General features: G+C 51.2%; 15 protein-coding genes and 2 pseudogenes. All 17 read left to right on the forward strand.

The features are described from left to right. Positions 1 to 2: 2 nt before the first annotated feature. The 17 genes and pseudogenes from AAYN39_RS21475 to rfbG all read left to right on the forward strand — a co-directional run bounded on the left by AAYN39_RS21475 (position 3) and on the right by rfbG (position 19,338). A complete protein-coding gene (locus AAYN39_RS21475; RefSeq protein WP_001688181.1) occupies positions 3 to 476 on the forward strand; it encodes a GDP-mannose mannosyl hydrolase in 474 nt (157 codons plus the stop codon). Further along, on the forward strand, positions 473 to 1,696 hold the full coding sequence (gene wcaI / locus AAYN39_RS21480; RefSeq protein WP_000699650.1) for a colanic acid biosynthesis fucosyltransferase WcaI: 1,224 nt from the start codon (positions 473 to 475) through the stop codon (positions 1,694 to 1,696). Before AAYN39_RS21475 ends, wcaI begins: the two co-directional genes overlap by 4 nt. Further along, entirely contained in the window at positions 1,693 to 3,135 is a 1,443-nt protein-coding gene (cpsB, locus tag AAYN39_RS21485; RefSeq protein ID WP_000605946.1) for a mannose-1-phosphate guanyltransferase, read from the forward strand. Before wcaI ends, cpsB begins: the two co-directional genes overlap by 4 nt. Before the next feature lie 110 nt (positions 3,136 to 3,245). Continuing rightward, a complete protein-coding gene (gene cpsG, locus AAYN39_RS21490; protein WP_000164214.1) occupies positions 3,246 to 4,616 on the forward strand; it encodes a colanic acid biosynthesis phosphomannomutase CpsG in 1,371 nt (456 codons plus the stop codon). 53 nt (positions 4,617 to 4,669) lie between these two features. After that, positions 4,670 to 6,064, forward strand: a complete 1,395-nt coding sequence (wcaJ, locus tag AAYN39_RS21495; RefSeq protein WP_000183160.1) for an undecaprenyl-phosphate glucose phosphotransferase — start codon at positions 4,670 to 4,672, stop codon at positions 6,062 to 6,064. 101 nt (positions 6,065 to 6,165) lie between these two features. Beyond that, positions 6,166 to 7,644, forward strand: coding sequence for a colanic acid undecaprenyl disphosphate flippase WzxC (wzxC, locus tag AAYN39_RS21500; protein WP_000058696.1), 1,479 nt, complete (start codon positions 6,166 to 6,168; stop codon positions 7,642 to 7,644). A 21-nt stretch (positions 7,645 to 7,665) separates the two neighbouring features. Then, positions 7,666 to 8,944: pseudogene (wcaK, locus tag AAYN39_RS21505) on the forward strand (colanic acid biosynthesis pyruvyl transferase WcaK). After that, entirely contained in the window at positions 8,941 to 10,161 is a 1,221-nt protein-coding gene (gene wcaL, locus AAYN39_RS21510; protein WP_000868505.1) for a colanic acid biosynthesis glycosyltransferase WcaL, read from the forward strand. Before wcaK ends, wcaL begins: the two are co-directional and overlap by 4 nt. A 10-nt stretch (positions 10,162 to 10,171) precedes the next feature. Beyond that, a complete protein-coding gene (gene wcaM / locus AAYN39_RS21515) occupies positions 10,172 to 11,575 on the forward strand; it encodes a colanic acid biosynthesis protein WcaM (protein WP_001111852.1) in 1,404 nt (467 codons plus the stop codon). A 177-nt stretch (positions 11,576 to 11,752) separates the two neighbouring features. After that, on the forward strand, positions 11,753 to 12,646 hold the full coding sequence (gene galF / locus AAYN39_RS21520) for a GalU regulator GalF (protein ID WP_000981469.1): 894 nt from the start codon (positions 11,753 to 11,755) through the stop codon (positions 12,644 to 12,646). A gap of 376 nt (positions 12,647 to 13,022) precedes the next feature. Continuing rightward, positions 13,023 to 14,108, forward strand: coding sequence for a dTDP-glucose 4,6-dehydratase (gene rfbB, locus AAYN39_RS21525; RefSeq protein ID WP_000697846.1), 1,086 nt, complete (start codon positions 13,023 to 13,025; stop codon positions 14,106 to 14,108). Beyond that, a complete protein-coding gene (gene rfbD, locus AAYN39_RS21530) occupies positions 14,108 to 15,007 on the forward strand; it encodes a dTDP-4-dehydrorhamnose reductase (RefSeq protein WP_001023656.1) in 900 nt (299 codons plus the stop codon). Before rfbB ends, rfbD begins: the two co-directional genes overlap by 1 nt. Before the next feature lie 47 nt (positions 15,008 to 15,054). After that, positions 15,055 to 15,933, forward strand: a complete 879-nt coding sequence (rfbA, locus tag AAYN39_RS21535; RefSeq protein ID WP_000857536.1) for a glucose-1-phosphate thymidylyltransferase RfbA — start codon at positions 15,055 to 15,057, stop codon at positions 15,931 to 15,933. Continuing rightward, positions 15,934 to 16,485 carry a dTDP-4-dehydrorhamnose 3,5-epimerase gene (rfbC, locus tag AAYN39_RS21540; protein ID WP_000973711.1) on the forward strand — a complete coding sequence of 184 codons (552 nt, stop codon included), beginning with the start codon at positions 15,934 to 15,936 and terminating at the stop codon, positions 16,483 to 16,485. Between the two features lie 5 nt (positions 16,486 to 16,490). After that, positions 16,491 to 17,484: pseudogene (locus tag AAYN39_RS21545) on the forward strand (CDP-6-deoxy-delta-3,4-glucoseen reductase). Continuing rightward, positions 17,481 to 18,254 carry a glucose-1-phosphate cytidylyltransferase gene (gene rfbF / locus AAYN39_RS21550; protein ID WP_000648783.1) on the forward strand — a complete coding sequence of 258 codons (774 nt, stop codon included), beginning with the start codon at positions 17,481 to 17,483 and terminating at the stop codon, positions 18,252 to 18,254. Before AAYN39_RS21545 ends, rfbF begins: the two are co-directional and overlap by 4 nt. Positions 18,255 to 18,258: 4 nt before the next feature. Next, complete coding sequence (gene rfbG, locus AAYN39_RS21555; protein ID WP_000565909.1) at positions 18,259 to 19,338, forward strand: CDP-glucose 4,6-dehydratase; 1,080 nt, start codon at positions 18,259 to 18,261, stop codon at positions 19,336 to 19,338. Positions 19,339 to 19,344: the final 6 nt, after the last annotated feature.

Consider the following 19,344-nt stretch of genomic DNA (forward strand, 5'->3'; position numbering starts at 1 on the left):
CAATGTTTTTACGTCAGGAAGATTTCGCCGCCGTGGTGCGGACCACGCCCCTCATCTCCCTCGATTTCATCGTGGAAAACGGCCAGGGGGAAATTTTGCTGGGCCAGCGCCTCAACCGTCCGGCGCAGGGCTACTGGTTTGTGCCGGGGGGGCGGGTGTGCAAAGACGAAACGCTGGAGGCCGCTTTTGCACGCCTGACGCAGGCGGAACTGGGCGTGCGTCTGCCGCTGGCGGCAGGGACGTTTTATGGCGTCTGGCAGCACTTCTATGACGACAACTTTTCCAGTGAGGATTTTTCAACTCACTACATCGTGCTCGGCTTTCGTCTGCGCGTGGCGGAGAGCGATTTACGCCTGCCTGATGCCCAGCATGGCAGTTACCGCTGGCTGACGCCGGAACAGCTTCTGGCAGGCGACAATGTTCATGAGAACAGTCGGGCCTACTTCTCTCCTGACGCGCCGGCGGTGGGCCTATGAAGATCCTGGTCTATGGCATTAACTATTCACCGGAACTGACCGGTATCGGCAAATATACCGGCGAAATGGTGGCGTGGATGGCGCGGGAAGGCCATGAGGTGCGGGTTATTACTGCGCCGCCGTACTACCCGCAGTGGAAGGTCGGTGAGCGCTATTCCGCCTGGCGCTATCGCCGGGAAGAGGGCGAGGCTACCGTCTGGCGCTGCCCGCTGTATGTGCCGAAACAGCCCTCCACCCTAAAACGACTGCTTCATCTGGGGAGCTTTGCATTGAGCAGTTTTTTCCCACTGATGGCGCAGCGTCGCTGGAAGCCGGATCGGATTATCGGCGTTGTACCGACGCTCTTTTGTACGCCGGGAATGCGTCTGCTGGCGACACTCTCCGGCGCGCGTACCGTACTGCATATTCAGGATTACGAAGTGGACGCCATGCTCGGCTTAGGAATGGCGGGAAAAGGCAAGCGCGGCAGCGTAGCGCGGTTAGCGACGGCCTTTGAACGCAGCGCGCTGCGTAACGTTGATAATGTTTCGACCATCTCTCGCTCCATGATGAATAAAGCGCGGGAAAAGGGCGTCGCGGCGGAAAAAATCCTCTTTTTTCCAAACTGGTCGGAAGTGGCGCGCTTTCAGGACGTTAATGACGCTGACGTGACGGCTTTGCGTCAGCAGCTTGGCTTGCCAGAGGGCAAAAAAATCGTGCTCTATTCCGGCAATATCGGCGAAAAACAAGGGCTGGAAAAGGTGATTGACGCCGCAGAACGATTACGCGATCGACCGTTGATTTTTGCGATTGTCGGCCAGGGGGGCGGCAAGGCGCGGCTGGAGAACATGGCCCGCGAACGCGGCCTGCTAAATATTAAATTCCTCCCGCTGCAGCCTTACGACGCCTTACCCGCGCTGCTGAAAATGGGCGACTGCCATCTGGTGGTGCAAAAGCGCGGCGCAGCGGATGCGGTACTGCCCTCCAAGCTGACTAACATTCTGGCGGTCGGCGGTAATGCGGTGATTACCGCTGAGCCGCACACCGAATTAGGACAACTTTGCGCGCGCTATCCGGGCATCGCCGTTTGCGTGGAGCCGGAGTCGACCGACGCGCTGGTCGACGGGATTAGCCAGGCGCTCGCCATGCCGAAAAACAACACGACGGCACGTGAATACGCCGAACGCACGCTCAATAAAGAGAACGTGCTACGCCAATTTATTGCAGATATTCGGGGATGATAATGCGTCAGACAAAACTTTACCCGGTTGTGATGGCCGGTGGCTCCGGTAGCCGATTGTGGCCGCTTTCTCGCGTGCTTTATCCAAAACAGTTTTTGTGCCTGAAAGGCGATCTCACCATGTTGCAAACCACCATTTGCCGTCTGAACGGCGTGGAGTGCGAAAGCCCGGTGGTTATCTGCAACGAACAGCACCGTTTTATCGTCGCCGAACAGCTCCGCCAGCTCAATAAGCTGACGGAGAACATTATTCTTGAGCCCGCCGGGCGCAATACCGCGCCGGCGATTGCGTTGGCGGCGCTGGCAGCGACGCGCCAGCATACGGACTGCGATCCGCTGATGCTGGTACTGGCGGCGGATCATGCGATCGCCAATGAAGAGGCCTTCCGCGACGCGGTGCGCGGCGCCATGCCCTATGCCGACGCGGGCAAACTGGTGACCTTCGGTATCGTGCCGGATCTGCCGGAAACCGGCTATGGCTATATCCGGCGCGGTGATGTCGTGCCGGGCGCGACGGATGCGGTGGCTTTTGAGGTGGCGCAGTTCGTTGAGAAGCCGGGGCTGGAAACCGCCCAGGCCTACGTCGCCAGCGGCGATTACTACTGGAACAGCGGCATGTTTCTATTCCGCGCCGGACGCTATCTGGAAGAGCTGAAAAAGTTCCGCCCCGATATTCTGGCCGCCTGTGAACAGGCGATGCGCGGCGTCGATCCGGATCTTGACTTCATTCGCGTGGATGAAGAGGCCTTCCTCGCCTGTCCGGAAGAGTCCATTGACTACGCGGTGATGGAGCGGACGGCGGACGCGGTGGTGATGCCAATGGACGCGGGCTGGAGCGATGTCGGCTCGTGGTCCTCACTGTGGGAAATCAGCGCCCACACCCCGGAGGGAAACGTCCACCACGGCGACGTCATCAGTCATAAAACGGAAAACAGCTACGTTTACGCCGAATCCGGCCTGGTGACCACCGTCGGCGTGAAGGATCTGGTGGTGGTGCAGACCAAAGACGCCGTGCTGATTGCCGATCGCCACGCGGTGCAGGACGTGAAAAAGGTGGTGGAGAAGATCAAGGCCGACGGACGCCATGAGCACCACATGCACCGCGAGGTTTACCGTCCGTGGGGCAAATACGACTCCATCGACGCGGGCGAGCGCTATCAGGTGAAGCGCATTACCGTTAAGCCGGGGGAAGGACTGTCGGTGCAGATGCACCATCACCGTGCCGAGCACTGGGTGGTGGTGGCGGGGACCGCCAGAGTCACCATCAACGGCGAGGTTAAGCTGCTCGGTGAAAACGAGTCCATCTATATTCCGCTGGGGGCGACCCACTGCCTGGAAAATCCGGGAAAAATACCGCTCGATTTAATTGAAGTGCGTTCCGGCTCGTATCTCGAAGAGGACGACGTGGTGCGGTTCGAGGACCGTTACGGGCGGGTCTGACGCCTGCAATTATGCCCGGTAAGCGCAACGCGCCATCCGGCAATGAATAACAATAACGATGTTGGCCATTTGCGGTCAGGGCTAACTGTTGCCTGAAGAAGGGTAAGCACATGACAAAATTAACCTGTTTCAAGGCCTACGACATTCGCGGCAGGCTGGGCGAAGAGCTCAATGAAGATATCGCGTGGCGGATTGGCCGCGCCTATGGCGAATATTTAAAACCGAAAACCATCGTGCTGGGCGGCGACGTGCGCCTGACCAGCGAGGTGCTGAAGATGGCGCTGGCAAAAGGGTTACAGGACGCGGGCGTCGACGTGCTGGATATCGGTATGTCCGGCACCGAAGAGATTTACTTCGCCACCTTCCACCTCGGCGTGGACGGCGGTATTGAAGTGACCGCCAGCCATAACCCGATGGACTACAACGGTATGAAGCTGGTGCGCGAGGGCGCCCGCCCGATAAGCGGCGACACCGGTCTGCGCGACGTTCAGCGCCTGGCGGAAGCGGGCGACTTCCCGCCGGTCAACGACGCCACGCGCGGCAGCTACAGACAAATCAGCATGCGCGACGCCTACATCGACCACCTGCTCGGCTACATCAGTGTTAACAATCTCACCCCGCTGAAGCTGGTGTTTAACGCCGGCAACGGCGCGGCGGGGCCGGTCATTGACGCCATTGAAGCGCGCCTGAAGGCGCTGGGCGCGCCGGTGGAGTTCATCAAAATCCACAACACCCCGGACGGCACCTTCCCGAAAGGCATTCCCAACCCGTTGCTGCCGGAGTGTCGCGACGACACCCGCAAGGCCGTTATTGAACACGGGGCGGACATGGGCATCGCCTTTGACGGCGACTTCGACCGCTGCTTCCTGTTCGATGAGAAAGGGAAGTTTATCGAGGGGTACTACATCGTCGGGCTGCTGGCGGAAGCGTTTCTGGAAAAACACCCGGGGGCGAAGATTATCCACGACCCGCGCCTGACCTGGAACACCGAGGCAGTGGTGACGGCGGCGGGCGGGACGCCGATGATGTCAAAAACCGGGCACGCCTTTATCAAGGAGCGGATGCGTACGGAGGATGCCATTTATGGCGGGGAAATGAGCGCGCATCACTATTTCCGTGATTTTGCCTACTGCGACAGCGGGATGATCCCGTGGCTGCTGGTGGCGGAACTGGTATGCCTGAAGGGGCAGTCGCTGGGTGAACTGGTTCGCGACCGGATGGCGGCGTTCCCGGCGAGCGGGGAAATCAACAGCAGACTGGCGGAGCCGGCGGCGGCCATCGCGCGGGTGGAAGCGCACTTCGCGGAAGAGGCGCAGGCAGTGGACCGCACGGACGGCCTCAGCATGTCGTTCGCCGACTGGCGTTTCAACCTGCGCTCGTCGAACACCGAACCGGTGGTGCGCCTGAATGTGGAATCACGCGGCGATATTCCGCTGATGGAAGCGCGAACACGCACTCTGCTGGCGCTGCTGAATCAGTAACGTCAGATCTCCCCTTACCGCCTGCGGGTAAGGGGCCAATCACAGGAACAACGATGACAAATCTAAAAAAGCGCGAACGAGCCAAAACCAATGCATCGTTAATCTCTATGGTGCAACGCTTTTCAGATATCACCATCATGTTTGGCGGGCTGTGGTTCATCTGTGAAGTCAGTGGACTGCCATTCCTGTACATGCACCTGTTGGTGGCGCTGATTACGCTGGTTGTTTTTCAAATGCTGGGCGGGATGACCGATTTTTATCGCTCCTGGCGCGGCGTCAAAATGTCGACAGAGTTAACGCTGTTACTGCAAAACTGGACGCTGAGCCTGATCTTCAGCGCCGGTCTGGTGGCGTTTAATGATGACTTTGACAACCGCCTCGCCACCTGGTTGGCCTGGTATGCGCTGTCCAGCCTGGGCTTAGTGTTATGCCGTTCATTTATTCGTTTCGGCGCGGGCTGGCTACGCAATCGTGGTTATAACACTCGCCGGGGCGCCGTCGCCGGGGATTTGCCTGCGGGCCAGGCGTTGCTGGATAGCTTCCGTAATGAGCCGTGGCTGGGTTTTGAGGTGGTGGGCGTCTATCACGATCCTAAACCGGGCGGCGTCTCTGCTGACTGGGCCGGGAACTTCGAACAGTTAATTGACGATGCGAAAGCCTCGCGAATTCACAATGTTTATATCGCCATGTCAATGAGCGACGGCGCCATGGTGAAAAAACTGGTGCGCGAGCTGGCCGACACCACCTGCTCGGTGATCCTTATTCCCGATGTGTTCACCTTTAATATTCTCCACTCGCGCGTGGAGGAGATGAGCGGCGTTCCGGTCGTTCCGCTGTATGACACGCCGCTATCAGGGATTAACCGTCTGCTTAAACGGGCAGAAGATATCGTGCTGGCGTCGCTGATTCTGCTGCTCATCTCACCGGTACTGTGCTGCATTGCGCCGGCGGTCAAATTGAGCTCGCCCGGGCCGGTGATTTTCCGTCAGACGCGCTACGGGATGGACGGCAAGCCGAGCAAAGTCTGGAGGTTCCGCTCAATGAAGGTGATGGAGAACGATAAGGTCGTTACCCAGGCGACGCAAAACGATCCGCGCGTCACCCGGGTAGGTAACTTTTTGCGTCGTACCTCGCTGGATGAATTACCGCAGTTTATCAACGTATTAACCGGCGGGATGTCTATCGTCGGTCCTCGCCCGCACGCGGTGGCGCATAACGAACAGTATCGTCAGTTGATTGAAGGTTACATGCTACGCCACAAGATGAAGCCGGGCATCACCGGCTGGGCGCAAATTAATGGCTGGCGCGGTGAGACCGATACGCTGGAGAAAATGGAAAAACGCGTGGAATTCGACCTGGAATACATCCGCGAATGGAGTATTTGGTTCGATATCAAAATCGTTTTTCTGACGATTTTTAAAGGGTTTGTTAATAAAGCGGCGTATTAAGAACCTGACCCACAAGGCTATTTTACTTGCCATATTGCACCAGGGCAGTGCTCAATCTGGCTGCGCCAATGACGCCTTGTGAACAGGTTCTGGAGAAAAGAATGAGTTTACGACAAAAAACGATCAGCGGCGTTAAATGGTCGGCTATCGCCACGATAGTGATTATCGGTCTGGGGTTAATTCAGATGACGGTGCTGGCGCGGATCATCGACAACCACCAGTTTGGCCTGTTGACCGTATCGCTGGTGATTATCGCGCTGGCCGACACGATTTCGGACTTTGGCATCGCGAACTCGATTATCCAGCGTAAAACGATTGGGCATCTGGAGCTGACCACGCTTTACTGGCTAAACGTTGGGCTTGGGATTGTGGTATTTGCGGTGGTCTTTTGGCTGAGCGATGCGATTGCCCATGTTTTGCATAACCCGGATCTCGCGCCGTTAATCAAAACGTTGTCGCTGGCGTTCATCGTGATCCCTCACGGGCAGCAGTTCCGCGCGCTGATGCAAAAAGAGCTGGAGTTCAATAAGATCGGCATGATCGAAACGACCTCCGTGCTGGCGGGGTTCACCTTTACGGTGATTAGCGCCCATTACTGGCCGCTGGCGTTAACCGCGATTCTCGGCTATCTGGTGAACAGCGCGGTGCGAACGCTGCTGTTTGGTTACTTTGGCCGCAAGATTTACCGTCCGGGGCTGCATTTTTCGCTGGCATCGGTGTCCACGAACCTGCGTTTTGGCGCGTGGCTGACGGCGGACAGTATCGTCAATTACATCAACACGAATTTATCGACGCTGGTACTGGCGAGAATTCTCGGCGCAAGCGTCGCCGGGGGATATAACCTCGCGTACAACGTGGCTGTTGTGCCGCCGGCGAAGCTTAACCCCATCATTACTCGCGTGCTATTTCCGGCATTCGCCAAAATCCAGGACGATACCGAGAAGCTGCGCGTCAACTTCTATAAGTTGCTTTCCGTGGTGGGAATTATCAATTTTCCCGCGCTGTTGGGCCTGATGGTAGTGGCGAACAATTTTGTGCCGTTAGTGTTTGGTGAGAAGTGGAACAGCATTATCCCGATCCTGAAATTGCTGTGCGTTGTGGGGCTGCTGCGCTCAGTCGGCAACCCGATTGGTTCGCTGCTGATGGCGAAAGCGCGCGTGGATATCAGCTTTAAGTTCAACGTCTTTAAAACGTTTCTGTTTATCCCGGCAATTCTCATTGGCGGCCATCTGGCGGGGGCGATTGGCGTGACGCTGGGGTTCCTGGTGGTGCAAATCATCAACACCATTCTGAGCTATTTCGTGATGATTAAGCCGGTACTCGGCTCCAGCTACCGTCAGTATATTCTCAGCCTGTGGCTACCGTTTTATCTCTCATTGCCCACATTTATTACCAGCTACGGCGCAGGAAAGCTAGTCGACGGCTATTTACCGTTGTCAGGGGTATTCGCGCTACAGGTTGTGGTCGGTATTTTGAGTTTTATTTTAATGATTATTTTTTCACGCAATGCGCTGGTGATGGAAATTAAAAATCAGCTTGTTGGCAGTGAAAAAATGAAAAAGTTATTACGTGTCGGATGACGAGGATATAAGAGGCTATTTATGAAATTATTAATTTTAGGCAACCACACATGCGGCAACCGTGGTGATAGCGCCATTATGCGCGGTTTGCTTGATGCCATCCGTCAACAGGCGCCAGAGGCGGAGATGGATGTGATGAGCCGTTTCCCGGTGAGTTCCTCCTGGTTGCAGGGGCGACCGATTATTGCCGACCCGCTGTATCAATTAAGCCAGAAACAGCAGGCGGCGGCAGGGCTTAACGGTCGGGTGAAAAAGTATTACGCCGTCGTTTTCAGCATAAAATTTTATTGTCTAAAGTCGCCCAGGAAGGATCGCTGCGTAATTTTGCTATCGCGCCGGAATTTGCCGAATTCGCGCAATTTATTGCGCAGTATGACGCCGTCATTCAGGTGGGCGGTTCAAACTATGTCGACTTATACGGTTTGACTCACTTTGAATATCCGCTGTGCGCGTTTATGGCGAACAAACCAATTTATATGGTGGGACATAGCGTCGGCCCTTTCCAGAACCCTGACTTTAACTAGCTCGCCAATTATGTTTTGGGCGCACCAGTGCGCTGATCCTGCGTGAAACCGTCAGCCGCGATCTGATGACCGCCGCGCAGATCGATACCCGAAAAGTAGAGCAGGGGGTGGATACCGCCTGGTTAGTCGAACGCCGTCACGACGAGTTTGTCGCCAGTTATGCTGTGCAGCACTGGCTGGACGTCACCGCGCGCCGCAAAACCGTCGCGATTACGTTGCGCGATCTGGAGCCGTTTGATAAACGCCTGGGCACCACTCAGCAGGCCTATGAGCAGGCATTTGCCCAGGTCGTGAATCGCCTGATTGCGGACGGTTATCAGGTACTGGCGCTGTCGACCTGCACCAGTATCGATCGCTATAACCGCGATGACCGGATGGTTGCGTTACGGATGGCGAAGTATGTAAACGACTCAGAGCATTTCCATATCGCGATGGACGAACTCAATGACGTGGAAATCGGAAAGATCCTCGCATCCTGCGTACTGACCATCGGGACGCGCCTGCATTCCGCCATTATCTCCATGAATTTTGGCACGCCCGCTATCGCCATTAATTATGAACATAAATCCGCCGGGATTATGCAGCAGCTAGGCCTGGCGGAATTGGCCATCGATATCCGTCACTTGCTGAACGGTTCATTACAAAGCGTGGTGGCCGATACGCTCAATCAATTGCCTGCGCTAAAGGCAAAAGTGGCTAACGCCGTCACCGAGGAGCGGGCGAAAGGGTTCACGATGATCAAATCTGCTCTCGACAGAATTCGGGAGGCGCAATGAAAGTCAGCTTTTTTCTGCTGAAATTTCCACTCTCATCGGAAACCTTTGTGCTGAATCAGATTACTGCGTTTATTGATATGGGCCATGAGGTGGAGATTGTCGCGTTACAAAAAGGCGATACCCAACATACTCACGCCGCCTGGGAGAAGTATGGCCTGGCGGCGAAAACCCGCTGGTTACAGGATGAGCCCCAGGGACGGCTGGCGAAGCTGCGCTACCGGGCATGTAAAACGCTGCCGGGGCTGCATCGGGCGGCGACCTGGAAAGCGCTCAATTTTACCCGCTACGGCGATGAATCACGCAATTTGATCCTTTCCGCGATTTGCGCGCAGGCGGGCCAACCTTTTGTGGCGGATGTGTTCATCGCGCACTTTGGTCCGGCGGGCGTGACGGCGGCCAAACTGCGCGAACTGGGCGTGCTTCGCGGCAAAATCGAGACTATTTTCCACGGAATTGATATTTCCAGTCGCGAGGTGCTCAGTCATTACACGCCGGAGTATCAGCAGTTGTTTCGTCGTGGCGATCTGATGCTGCCCATCAGCGATCTGTGGGCCGGTCGCCTGAAAAGTATGGGCTGTCCGCCGGAAAAGATTGCCGTTTCGCGCATGGGCGTCGACATGACGCGTTTTTCCCATCGTCCGGTGAAAGCGCCAGGGATGCCGCTGGAGATGATTTCCGTCGCGCGCCTGACCGAGAAAAAAGGCCTGCATGTGGCGATTGAAGCCTGTCGGCAACTGAAAGCGCAGGGCGTGGCGTTTCGCTACCGCATTCTGGGGATTGGCCCGTGGGAACGTCGGCTGCGCACGCTCATTGAGCAGTATCAGTTAGAGGATGTCATTGAGATGCCGGGTTTTAAACCGAGCCATGAAGTGAAGGCGATGCTGGATGACGCCGATGTTTTTTTGCTGCCGTCGATTACCGGTACGGATGGCGATATGGAAGGTATTCCGGTAGCGCTGATGGAGACGATGGCGGTGGGGATTCCCGTGGTGTCTACCGTGCATAGCGGTATTCCGGAACTGGTGGAGGCCGGCAAATCCGGCTGGCTGGTACCGGAAAACGATGCGCAGGCGCTGGCGGCCCGACTCGCTGAGTTCAGCCGGATTGACCACGATACGCTGGGGTCGGTGATCATGCGCGCTCGTGAAAAAGTGGCGCAAGATTTTAATCAGCAGGCGATTAATCGCCAGTTAGCCAGCCTGCTACAAACCATATAAACGAGGTGGTATGCCCGCGACTAAATTCTCCCGACGTACCCTCCTGACGGCAGGTTCCGCGCTTGCTGTTCTTCCTTTTCTGCGCGCCTTGCCGGTACAGGCGCGTGAACCTCGCCAGACCGTCGATATTAAGGATTATCCGGCGGATGACGGTATCGCCTCGTTCAAACAGGCCTTCGCCGACGGGCAGACTGTGGTCGTGCCGTCAGGATGGGTGTGTGAAAATATCAATGCGGCGATAACGATTCCGGCGGGAAAAACGCTGCGGATACAGGGCGCGGTGCGTGGGAATGGCCGGGGACGGTTTATTTTGCTGGACGGGTGTCAGGTGGTGGGGGAGCAGGGCGGCAGTCTGCACAATGTGACGCTGGATGTTCGCGGGTCGGACTGTGTGATTAAAGGCGTGACGATGAGCGGCTTTGGCCCCGTCGCGCAAATTTTCATCGGCGGTAAGGAACCGCAGGTGATGCGTAATCTCATTATCGATGACATCACCGTTACCCACGCCAACTACGCCATTCTCCGCCAGGGATTTCATAACCAAATGGACGGCGCGCGGATTACGCATAGTCGCTTTAGCGATTTGCAGGGGGACGCCATTGAGTGGAATGTCGCGATTCATGACCGCGACATCCTGATTTCCGATCATGTCATCGAACGCATTGATTGTACCAATGGCAAAATCAACTGGGGGATCGGCATCGGGCTGGCGGGTAGCGCCTATGACAATAGTTATCCTGAAGACCAGGCAGTAAAAAACTTTGTGGTGGCCAATATTACCGGATCTGATTGCCGACAACTGGTACACGTAGAAAATGGCAAACATTTCGTCATTCGCAATGTCAAAGCCAAAAACATCACGCCCGATTTCAGTAAAAATGCGGGTATTGATAACGCAACGATCGCCATTTATGGCTGTGATAATTTCGTCATTGATAATATTGATATGACGAATAGTGCCGGGATGCTCATCGGCTATGGCGTCGTTAAAGGAAAATACCTGTCAATTCCGCAAAACTTTAAATTAAACGCTATTCGGTTGGATAATCGCCAGGTTGCTTATAAATTACGCGGCATTCAAATTTCCTCCGGTAACGCCCCCTCATTTGTTGCCATCACCAATGTACGGATGACGCGTGCTACGCTGGAACTGCATAATCAACCGCAGCACCTCTTTTTGCGTAATATCAACGTGATGCAAACTTCAGCGATTGGCCCGGCGTTAAAAATGCATTTTGATTTGCGTAAAGATGTCCGTGGTCAATTTATGGCCCGCCAGGACACGCTGCTTTCCCTCGCTAATGTTCATGCCATCAATGAAAACGGGCAGAGTTCCGTGGATATCGACAGGATTAATCACCAAACCGTGAATGTCGAAGCAGTGAATTTTTCGCTGCCGAAGCGGGGAGGGTAAGTACCGCTATTTTTACGAAAATTCCTGGGAAAAAGTTGTTCATACTTAATGTTATGGTGCCGACTAAGACGTAATGTAGAGCGTGCCATCATTATCCCTGGCAGCAGAGTAATTCATGCTGGCGAAAACAAGCTAAAGAGCTATAATTCAGCAACCATTTTACAGGTGGAAGAAACAATGATGAATTTGAAAGCAGTTATACCGGTAGCGGGTTTGGGTATGCATATGTTGCCTGCCACCAAGGCAATCCCAAAAGAGATGCTACCGATCGTCGACAAACCGATGATTCAGTACATTGTCGATGAGATTGTGGCTGCAGGGATCAAAGAAATCGTGCTGGTGACTCACGCGTCTAAAAATGCCGTTGAGAACCACTTCGACACCTCTTATGAACTTGAATCGCTTCTTGAGCAGCGCGTTAAGCGTCAGCTTCTGGCGGAAGTGCAATCTATCTGCCCACCGGGCGTGACGATTATGAACGTTCGCCAGGCGCAGCCGTTAGGACTGGGGCACTCTATTCTGTGCGCGCGTCCGGTTGTGGGCGATAACCCTTTCATTGTGGTACTCCCGGATATTATTATTGATGATGCTACCGCCGATCCGCTGCGCTATAACCTTGCGGCGATGGTGGCGCGTTTCAATGAAACGGGTCGCAGCCAGGTGCTGGCAAAGCGCATGAAAGGTGATTTATCGGAGTATTCCGTTATCCAGACGAAAGAACCTCTGGATAATGAAGGCAAAGTCAGCCGGATTGTGGAGTTTATCGAAAAACCGGATCAGCCGCAGACGCTGGATTCCGATTTGATGGCGGTAGGCCGTTATGTGCTTTCAGCCGACATCTGGGCGGAACTGGAAAGAACCGAACCGGGCGCCTGGGGCCGCATCCAGCTTACCGATGCGATTGCTGAACTGGCGAAAAAACAGTCGGTTGACGCGATGCTAATGACGGGCGACAGCTATGACTGCGGTAAAAAAATGGGCTACATGCAGGCATTTGTGAAGTACGGGCTGCGCAACCTGAAAGAAGGAGCGAAGTTCCGTAAGAGCATAGAGCAGCTTCTGCATGAATAAGTATTAACAACCGTGATAAATGGTTGGTGATAAACATAATAACGGCAGTGAACATTCGAAGCGGCAAGTTGGCTGAAACGAGTGTTGACTGCCGTTTTAGTTTTGTATAAAGGGCTTAAGTAACAAGGGGTTATCTGGAGCATTTTAATGCTGATTTTATAAGATTAATCCTTGTTTCCGGATGCAATTAATAAGACAATTAGCGTTTAAGTTTTAGTGAGCTTTGCCCTGCTGGGCGAGGTTTGTAACAAGTCGATATGTACGCAGTGCACTGGTAGCTGATGAACCAGGGGCGGTAGCGTGTGTAACGACTTGAGCAATTAATTTTTATTGGCAAATTAAATACCACATTAAATACGCCTTATGGAATAGAAAAGTGAAGATACTTATTACTGGCGGGGCAGGTTTTATTGGATCAGCTGTTGTTCGCCATATTATTAAGAATACACAGGACACTGTAGTTAATATTGATAAATTAACCTACGCCGGTAATCTTGAATCCCTTTCTGATATTTCTGAAAGTAATCGCTACAATTTTGAACACGCGGATATTTGTGATTCCGCTGAAATAACGCGTATTTTTGAGCAGTACCAGCCGGACGCGGTGATGCATTTGGCTGCGGAAAGTCATGTGGACCGTTCGATTACCGGGCCGGCAGCATTTATTGAAACCAATATCGTCGGCACCTATGTACTTCTTGAAGTTGCGCGTAAATACTGGTCTGCGCTTGGCGAAGATAAAAAAAATAATTTTCGTTTTCATCATATTTCCACTGATGAAGTTTACGGCGATTTACCACATCCTGATGAAGTTGAAAACAGCGTTACGTTGCCGTTATTTACTGAAACGACGGCATATGCGCCAAGTAGCCCCTATTCTGCGTCAAAAGCATCCAGCGATCATTTAGTCCGTGCCTGGCGGCGTACCTATGGTCTACCAACGATCGTTACCAATTGTTCTAATAACTATGGCCCTTATCACTTCCCTGAAAAACTGATTCCGTTGGTCATTTTGAACGCACTGGAAGGAAAGCCTTTGCCAATTTATGGCAAAGGGGATCAGATTCGCGATTGGCTATATGTAGAAGATCACGCTCGCGCGCTTCATATGGTAGTGACTGAAGGCAAGGCAGGGGAGACTTATAACATTGGTGGCCACAATGAGAAGAAAAATCTCGATGTGGTATTTACCATCTGTGATCTGCTGGATGAGATTGTACCCAAAGCGACTTCTTATCGTGAACAAATCACTTATGTCGCGGATCGTCCGGGCCATGATCGTCGTTATGCCATTGATGCAGGTAAAATTAGCCGTGAATTAGGCTGGAAACCGCTGGAGACCTTTGAAAGCGGTATTCGTAAAACAGTGGAATGGTACCTTGCAAATACTCAATGGGTAAACAATGTTAAAAGTGGGGCGTATCAGAGTTGGATAGAACAGAACTATGAAGGACGCCAGTAATGAATATCTTACTTTTTGGTAAGACAGGGCAAGTAGGCTGGGAGTTGCAACGTTCTCTGGCGCCAGTGGGGAATCTGATTGCCCTGGATGTCCATTCAAAAGAGTTTTGCGGTGATTTTAGTAATCCGAAAGGCGTTGCCGAAACCGTTCGTAAGCTTCGTCCCGATGTGATTGTTAACGCAGCAGCACATACTGCAGTAGATAAAGCAGAGTCTGAACCAGAACTGGCGCAGTTGCTTAACGCCACCAGTGTGGAAGCCATCGCTAAAGCGGCCAACGAAATTGGCGCATGGGTAGTGCATTATTCAACCGATTATGTATTTCCTGGTACCGGCGATATCCCATGGCAGGAAACGGACGCTACGTCGCCGCTGAATGTCTATGGCAAGACCAAACTAGCGGGAGAAAAGGCCCTGCAGGATAACTGCCCTAAATACCTAATCTTCCGCACCAGTTGGGTTTATGCAGGTAAGGGCAATAATTTCGCAAAGACAATGCTTCGTCTGGCGAAAGAGCGTCAGACACTTTCAGTCATCAACGATCAGTACGGTGCGCCAACCGGTGCGGAATTACTGGCTGACTGCACGGCTCATGCGATCCGTGTGACATTAAATAAACCAGAAGTCGCAGGTCTTTACCATCTGGTTGCCGGGGGAACTACAACCTGGCATGACTACGCGGCGTTAGTCTTTGACGAGGCGCGCAAAGCAGGGATAACGCTTGCGCTGACTGAGCTTAATGCTGTGCCGACCAGCGCCTACCCGACGCCGGCGAGCAGACCTGGTAATTCGCGTCTCAATACTGAAAAGTTTCAGCGTAATTTTGGCCTTATTCTGCCGCAATGGGAATTAGGAGTTAAGCGTATGCTGACTGAAATGTTTACGACGACAACCATCTGATAAATTTAAATGCCCATAAGGGCATTTTCTATGAATGAGAAATGGAAATGAAAACGCGTAAGGGCATTATTTTAGCGGGAGGCTCCGGCACTCGTCTTTATCCGGTGACCATGGCGGTAAGTAAGCAATTGCTACCAATTTATGATAAACCGATGATTTACTATCCCCTTTCCACACTTATGCTGGCAGGCATTCGGGATATCCTGATCATCAGTACGCCACAGGACACGCCGCGTTTTCAACAACTGCTGGGAGACGGCAGCCAATGGGGGCTGAATCTTCAATATAAAGTACAGCCAAGTCCGGATGGCTTAGCACAGGCGTTTATTATTGGTGAAGAGTTCATTGGTAATAATGATTGTGCATTAGTGCTGGGTGACAATATCTTCTATGGTCATGATTTACCAAAGTTAATGGAAGCTGCCGTTAATAAAGAAAGTGGTGCTACCGTCTTCGCTTATCATGTAAACGATCCAGAGCGCTACGGTGTGGTTGAGTTTGACCAAAATGGCACAGCCGTTAGTCTGGAGGAAAAACCGTTACAACCGAAGAGTAATTACGCGGTAACGGGGCTGTATTTTTATGATAATAGCGTGGTGGAGATGGCGAAAAATCTTAAGCCTTCCTCTCGCGGTGAGTTAGAAATCACGGATATTAACCGTATCTATATGGATCAGGGAAGATTGTCTGTCGCTATGATGGGGCGCGGTTATGCCTGGCTGGATACGGGAACGCATCAGAGTTTGATAGAGGCCAGTAATTTTATTGCAACCATCGAAGAACGCCAGGGTCTGAAAGTGTCTTGCCCGGAAGAGATCGCATTTCGTAAAAATTTTATAAATGCACAACAGGTTATAAAACTGGCCGGGCCATTATCAAAAAATGATTACGGCAAATATTTGCTGAAGATGGTGAAAGGTTTATAAGTGATGATTGTGATTAAAACAGCAATACCAGATGTCTTGATCTTAGAGCCTAAAGTTTTTGGCGATGAGAGGGGATTCTTTTTTGAAAGTTATAACCAGCAGACCTTTGAAGAGTCGATTGGACGTAAAGTTACATTTGTTCAAGATAATCATTCAAAATCCAAAAAGAATGTACTCAGAGGGCTACATTTTCAGAGAGGAGAAAATGCACAGGGAAAGTTAGTTCGCTGTGCTGTCGGTGAGGTTTTTGATGTTGCGGTCGATATCCGAAAAGAATCACCTACTTTTGGTCAGTGGGTTGGCGTAAATCTATCTGCTGAGAATAAGCGACAGCTTTGGATTCCAGAAGGTTTTGCTCATGGTTTTGTTACTCTCAGTGATTATGCAGAGTTTCTGTACAAAGCAACTAATTATTACTCACCTTCATCGGAAGGTAGCATTCTATGGAATGATGAGACAATAGGTATTGAATGGCCTTTTTCTCAGCTGCCTGAGCTTTCAGCAAAAGATGCTGCAGCACCTTTACTGCATCAAGCCTTGTTAACAGAGTAAGCATCGTGTCTCATATTATTAAGATTTTTCCATCAAATATTGAATTTTCCGGTAGAGAGGATGAATCAATCCTCGATGCTGCGCTATCGGCTGGCATCCATCTTGAACATAGCTGCAAAGCGGGTGATTGTGGTATCTGTGAGTCCGATTTGTTAGCGGGAGAAGTTGTTGACTCCAAAGGTAATATTTTTGGACAGGGTGATAAAATACTAACCTGCTGCTGTAAACCTAAAACCGCCCTTGAGCTAAATGCGCATTTTTTTCCTGAACTAGCTGGACAGACAAAAAAAATTGTCCCATGCAAGGTAAATAGTGCTGTACTGGTTTCAGGCGATGTTATGACTTTGAAGTTACGCACACCACCAACAGCAAAAATTGGCTTCTTTCCAGGGCAGTATATCAATTTACATTATAAAGGTGTAACTCGCAGTTATTCTATCGCTAATAGTGATGAGTCGAATGGTATTGAGTTGCATGTAAGGAATGTTCCCAATGGTCAGATGAGCTCGCTCATTTTTGGGGAGTTACAAGAAAATACTCTTATGCGCATTGAAGGACCTTGCGGAACATTTTTTATTCGTGAAAGTGACAGACCTATAATCTTCCTTGCAGGCGGTACTGGATTCGCTCCAGTTAAATCAATGGTTGAGCATCTCATTCAGGGAAAATGTCGTCGTGAGATCTACATCTACTGGGGAATGCAAGATAGTAAAGATTTTTACTCTGCATTACCGCAGCAGTGGAGTGAACAGCACGACAACGTTCATTATATCCCTGTTGTTTCTGGTGATGACGCCGAATGGGGGGGAAGAAAGGGATTTGTCCATCATGCTGTGATGGATGATTTTGATTCTCTAGAGTTCTTCGATATATATGCATGTGGTTCACCTGTGATGATCGATGCCAGTAAAAAGGACTTTATGATGAAAAATCTCTCTGTAGAACATTTCTATTCTGATGCATTTACCGCATCTAAATAATATTGAGGATAATTTATGAAAGCGGTCATCCTGGCTGGTGGACTTGGTACCAGATTAAGTGAAGAAACAATTGTAAAACCAAAACCGATGGTAGAAATTGGTGGCAAGCCTATTCTTTGGCACATTATGAAAATGTATTCTGTGCATGGTATCAAGGATTTTATTATCTGCTGTGGTTATAAAGGATATGTGATTAAAGAATATTTTGCGAACTACTTCCTTCACATGTCAGATGTAACATTCCATATGGCTGAAAACCGTATGGAAGTTCACCATAAACGTGTTGAACCATGGAATGTCACATTGGTTGATACGGGTGATTCTTCAATGACTGGTGGTCGTCTGAAACGTGTTGCTGAATACGTAAAAGATGACGAGGCTTTCCTGTTTACTTATGGTGATGGCGTTGCCGACCTTGATATCAAAGCGACTATCGATTTCCATAAGGCTCACGGTAAGAAAGCGACCTTAACAGCTACTTTTCCACCAGGACGCTTTGGCGCATTAGATATCCAAGCTGGTCAGGTCCGGTCATTCCAGGAAAAGCCGAAAGGCGATGGGGCAATGATCAATGGTGGTTTCTTTGTGTTGAATCCATCGGTTATCGATCTCATCGATAACGATGCAACAACCTGGGAACAAGAGCCATTAATGACATTGGCACAACAGGGGGAGTTAATGGCTTTTGAACACCCAGGTTTCTGGCAGCCGATGGATACCCTACGTGATAAAGTTTACCTCGAAGGGCTGTGGGAAAAAGGTAAAGCTCCGTGGAAAACCTGGGAGTAAGTAGATGATTGATAAAAATTTTTGGCAAGGTAAACGTGTATTCGTTACCGGCCATACTGGCTTTAAAGGAAGCTGGCTTTCGCTATGGCTGACTGAAATGGGTGCAATTGTAAAAGGCTATGCACTTGATGCGCCAACTGTTCCAAGTTTATTTGAGATAGTGCGTCTTAATGATCTTATGGAATCTCATATTGGCGACATTCGTGATTTTGAAAAGCTGCGCAGTTCTATTGCAGAATTTAAGCCAGAAATTGTTTTCCATATGGCAGCCCAGCCTTTAGTGCGCCTATCTTATGAACAGCCAATCGAAACATACTCAACAAATGTTATGGGTACTGTCCATCTGCTTGAAGCAGTTAAGCAAGTAGGTAACATAAAGGCAGTCGTAAATATCACCAGTGATAAGTGCTACGACAATCGTGAGTGGGTGTGGGGCTATCGTGAGAACGAACCCATGGGAGGGTACGATCCATACTCTAATAGTAAAGGTTGTGCAGAATTAGTCGCGTCTGCATTCCGGAACTCATTCTTCAATCCTGCAAATTATGAGCAACATGGCGTTGGTTTGGCGTCTGTGAGGGCTGGTAATGTCATAGGTGGAGGCGATTGGGCTAAAGACCGTTTAATTCCCGATATTCTGCGCTCATTTGAAAATAACCAGCAGGTTATTATTCGAAACCCATATTCTATCCGTCCCTGGCAGCATGTACTGGAGCCTCTTTCTGGTTACATTGTGGTGGCGCAACGCTTGTATACAGAAGGTGCTAAGTTTTCTGAAGGATGGAATTTCGGCCCGCGTGATGAAGATGCGAAGACGGTCGAATTTATTGTTGACAAGATGGTTACGCTTTGGGGTGATGATGCAAGCTGGTTACTGGATGGTGAGAATCATCCTCATGAGGCACATTACCTGAAACTGGATTGCTCTAAAGCAAATATGCAATTAGGATGGCATCCGCGTTGGGGATTGACTGAAACACTTAGTCGCATCGTAAAATGGCATAAAGCATGGATTCGCGGCGAAGATATGTTGATTTGTTCAAAGCGTGAAATCAGCGACTATATGTCTGCAACTACTCGTTAAGAAAAT

It is taken from the genome of Salmonella sp. K21076 (genome assembly GCF_039650795.1).
Lineage (GTDB): Bacteria > Pseudomonadota > Gammaproteobacteria > Enterobacterales > Enterobacteriaceae > Salmonella > Salmonella enterica.

Coding starts and splice junctions, on each gene's coding strand:
- AAYN39_RS21475 (WP_001688181.1), top strand. CDS start 3: ATGTTTTTACGTCAGGAAGATTTCGCCGCCGTGGTGCGGACCACGCCC.
- wcaI (WP_000699650.1), top strand. CDS start 473: ATGAAGATCCTGGTCTATGGCATTAACTATTCACCGGAACTGACCGGT.
- cpsB (WP_000605946.1), top strand. CDS start 1,693: ATGATAATGCGTCAGACAAAACTTTACCCGGTTGTGATGGCCGGTGGC.
- cpsG (WP_000164214.1), top strand. CDS start 3,246: ATGACAAAATTAACCTGTTTCAAGGCCTACGACATTCGCGGCAGGCTG.
- wcaJ (WP_000183160.1), top strand. CDS start 4,670: ATGACAAATCTAAAAAAGCGCGAACGAGCCAAAACCAATGCATCGTTA.
- wzxC (WP_000058696.1), top strand. CDS start 6,166: ATGAGTTTACGACAAAAAACGATCAGCGGCGTTAAATGGTCGGCTATC.
- wcaL (WP_000868505.1), top strand. CDS start 8,941: ATGAAAGTCAGCTTTTTTCTGCTGAAATTTCCACTCTCATCGGAAACC.
- wcaM (WP_001111852.1), top strand. CDS start 10,172: ATGCCCGCGACTAAATTCTCCCGACGTACCCTCCTGACGGCAGGTTCC.
- galF (WP_000981469.1), top strand. CDS start 11,753: ATGATGAATTTGAAAGCAGTTATACCGGTAGCGGGTTTGGGTATGCAT.
- rfbD (WP_001023656.1), top strand. CDS start 14,108: ATGAATATCTTACTTTTTGGTAAGACAGGGCAAGTAGGCTGGGAGTTG.
- rfbA (WP_000857536.1), top strand. CDS start 15,055: ATGAAAACGCGTAAGGGCATTATTTTAGCGGGAGGCTCCGGCACTCGT.
- rfbF (WP_000648783.1), top strand. CDS start 17,481: ATGAAAGCGGTCATCCTGGCTGGTGGACTTGGTACCAGATTAAGTGAA.
- rfbG (WP_000565909.1), top strand. CDS start 18,259: ATGATTGATAAAAATTTTTGGCAAGGTAAACGTGTATTCGTTACCGGC.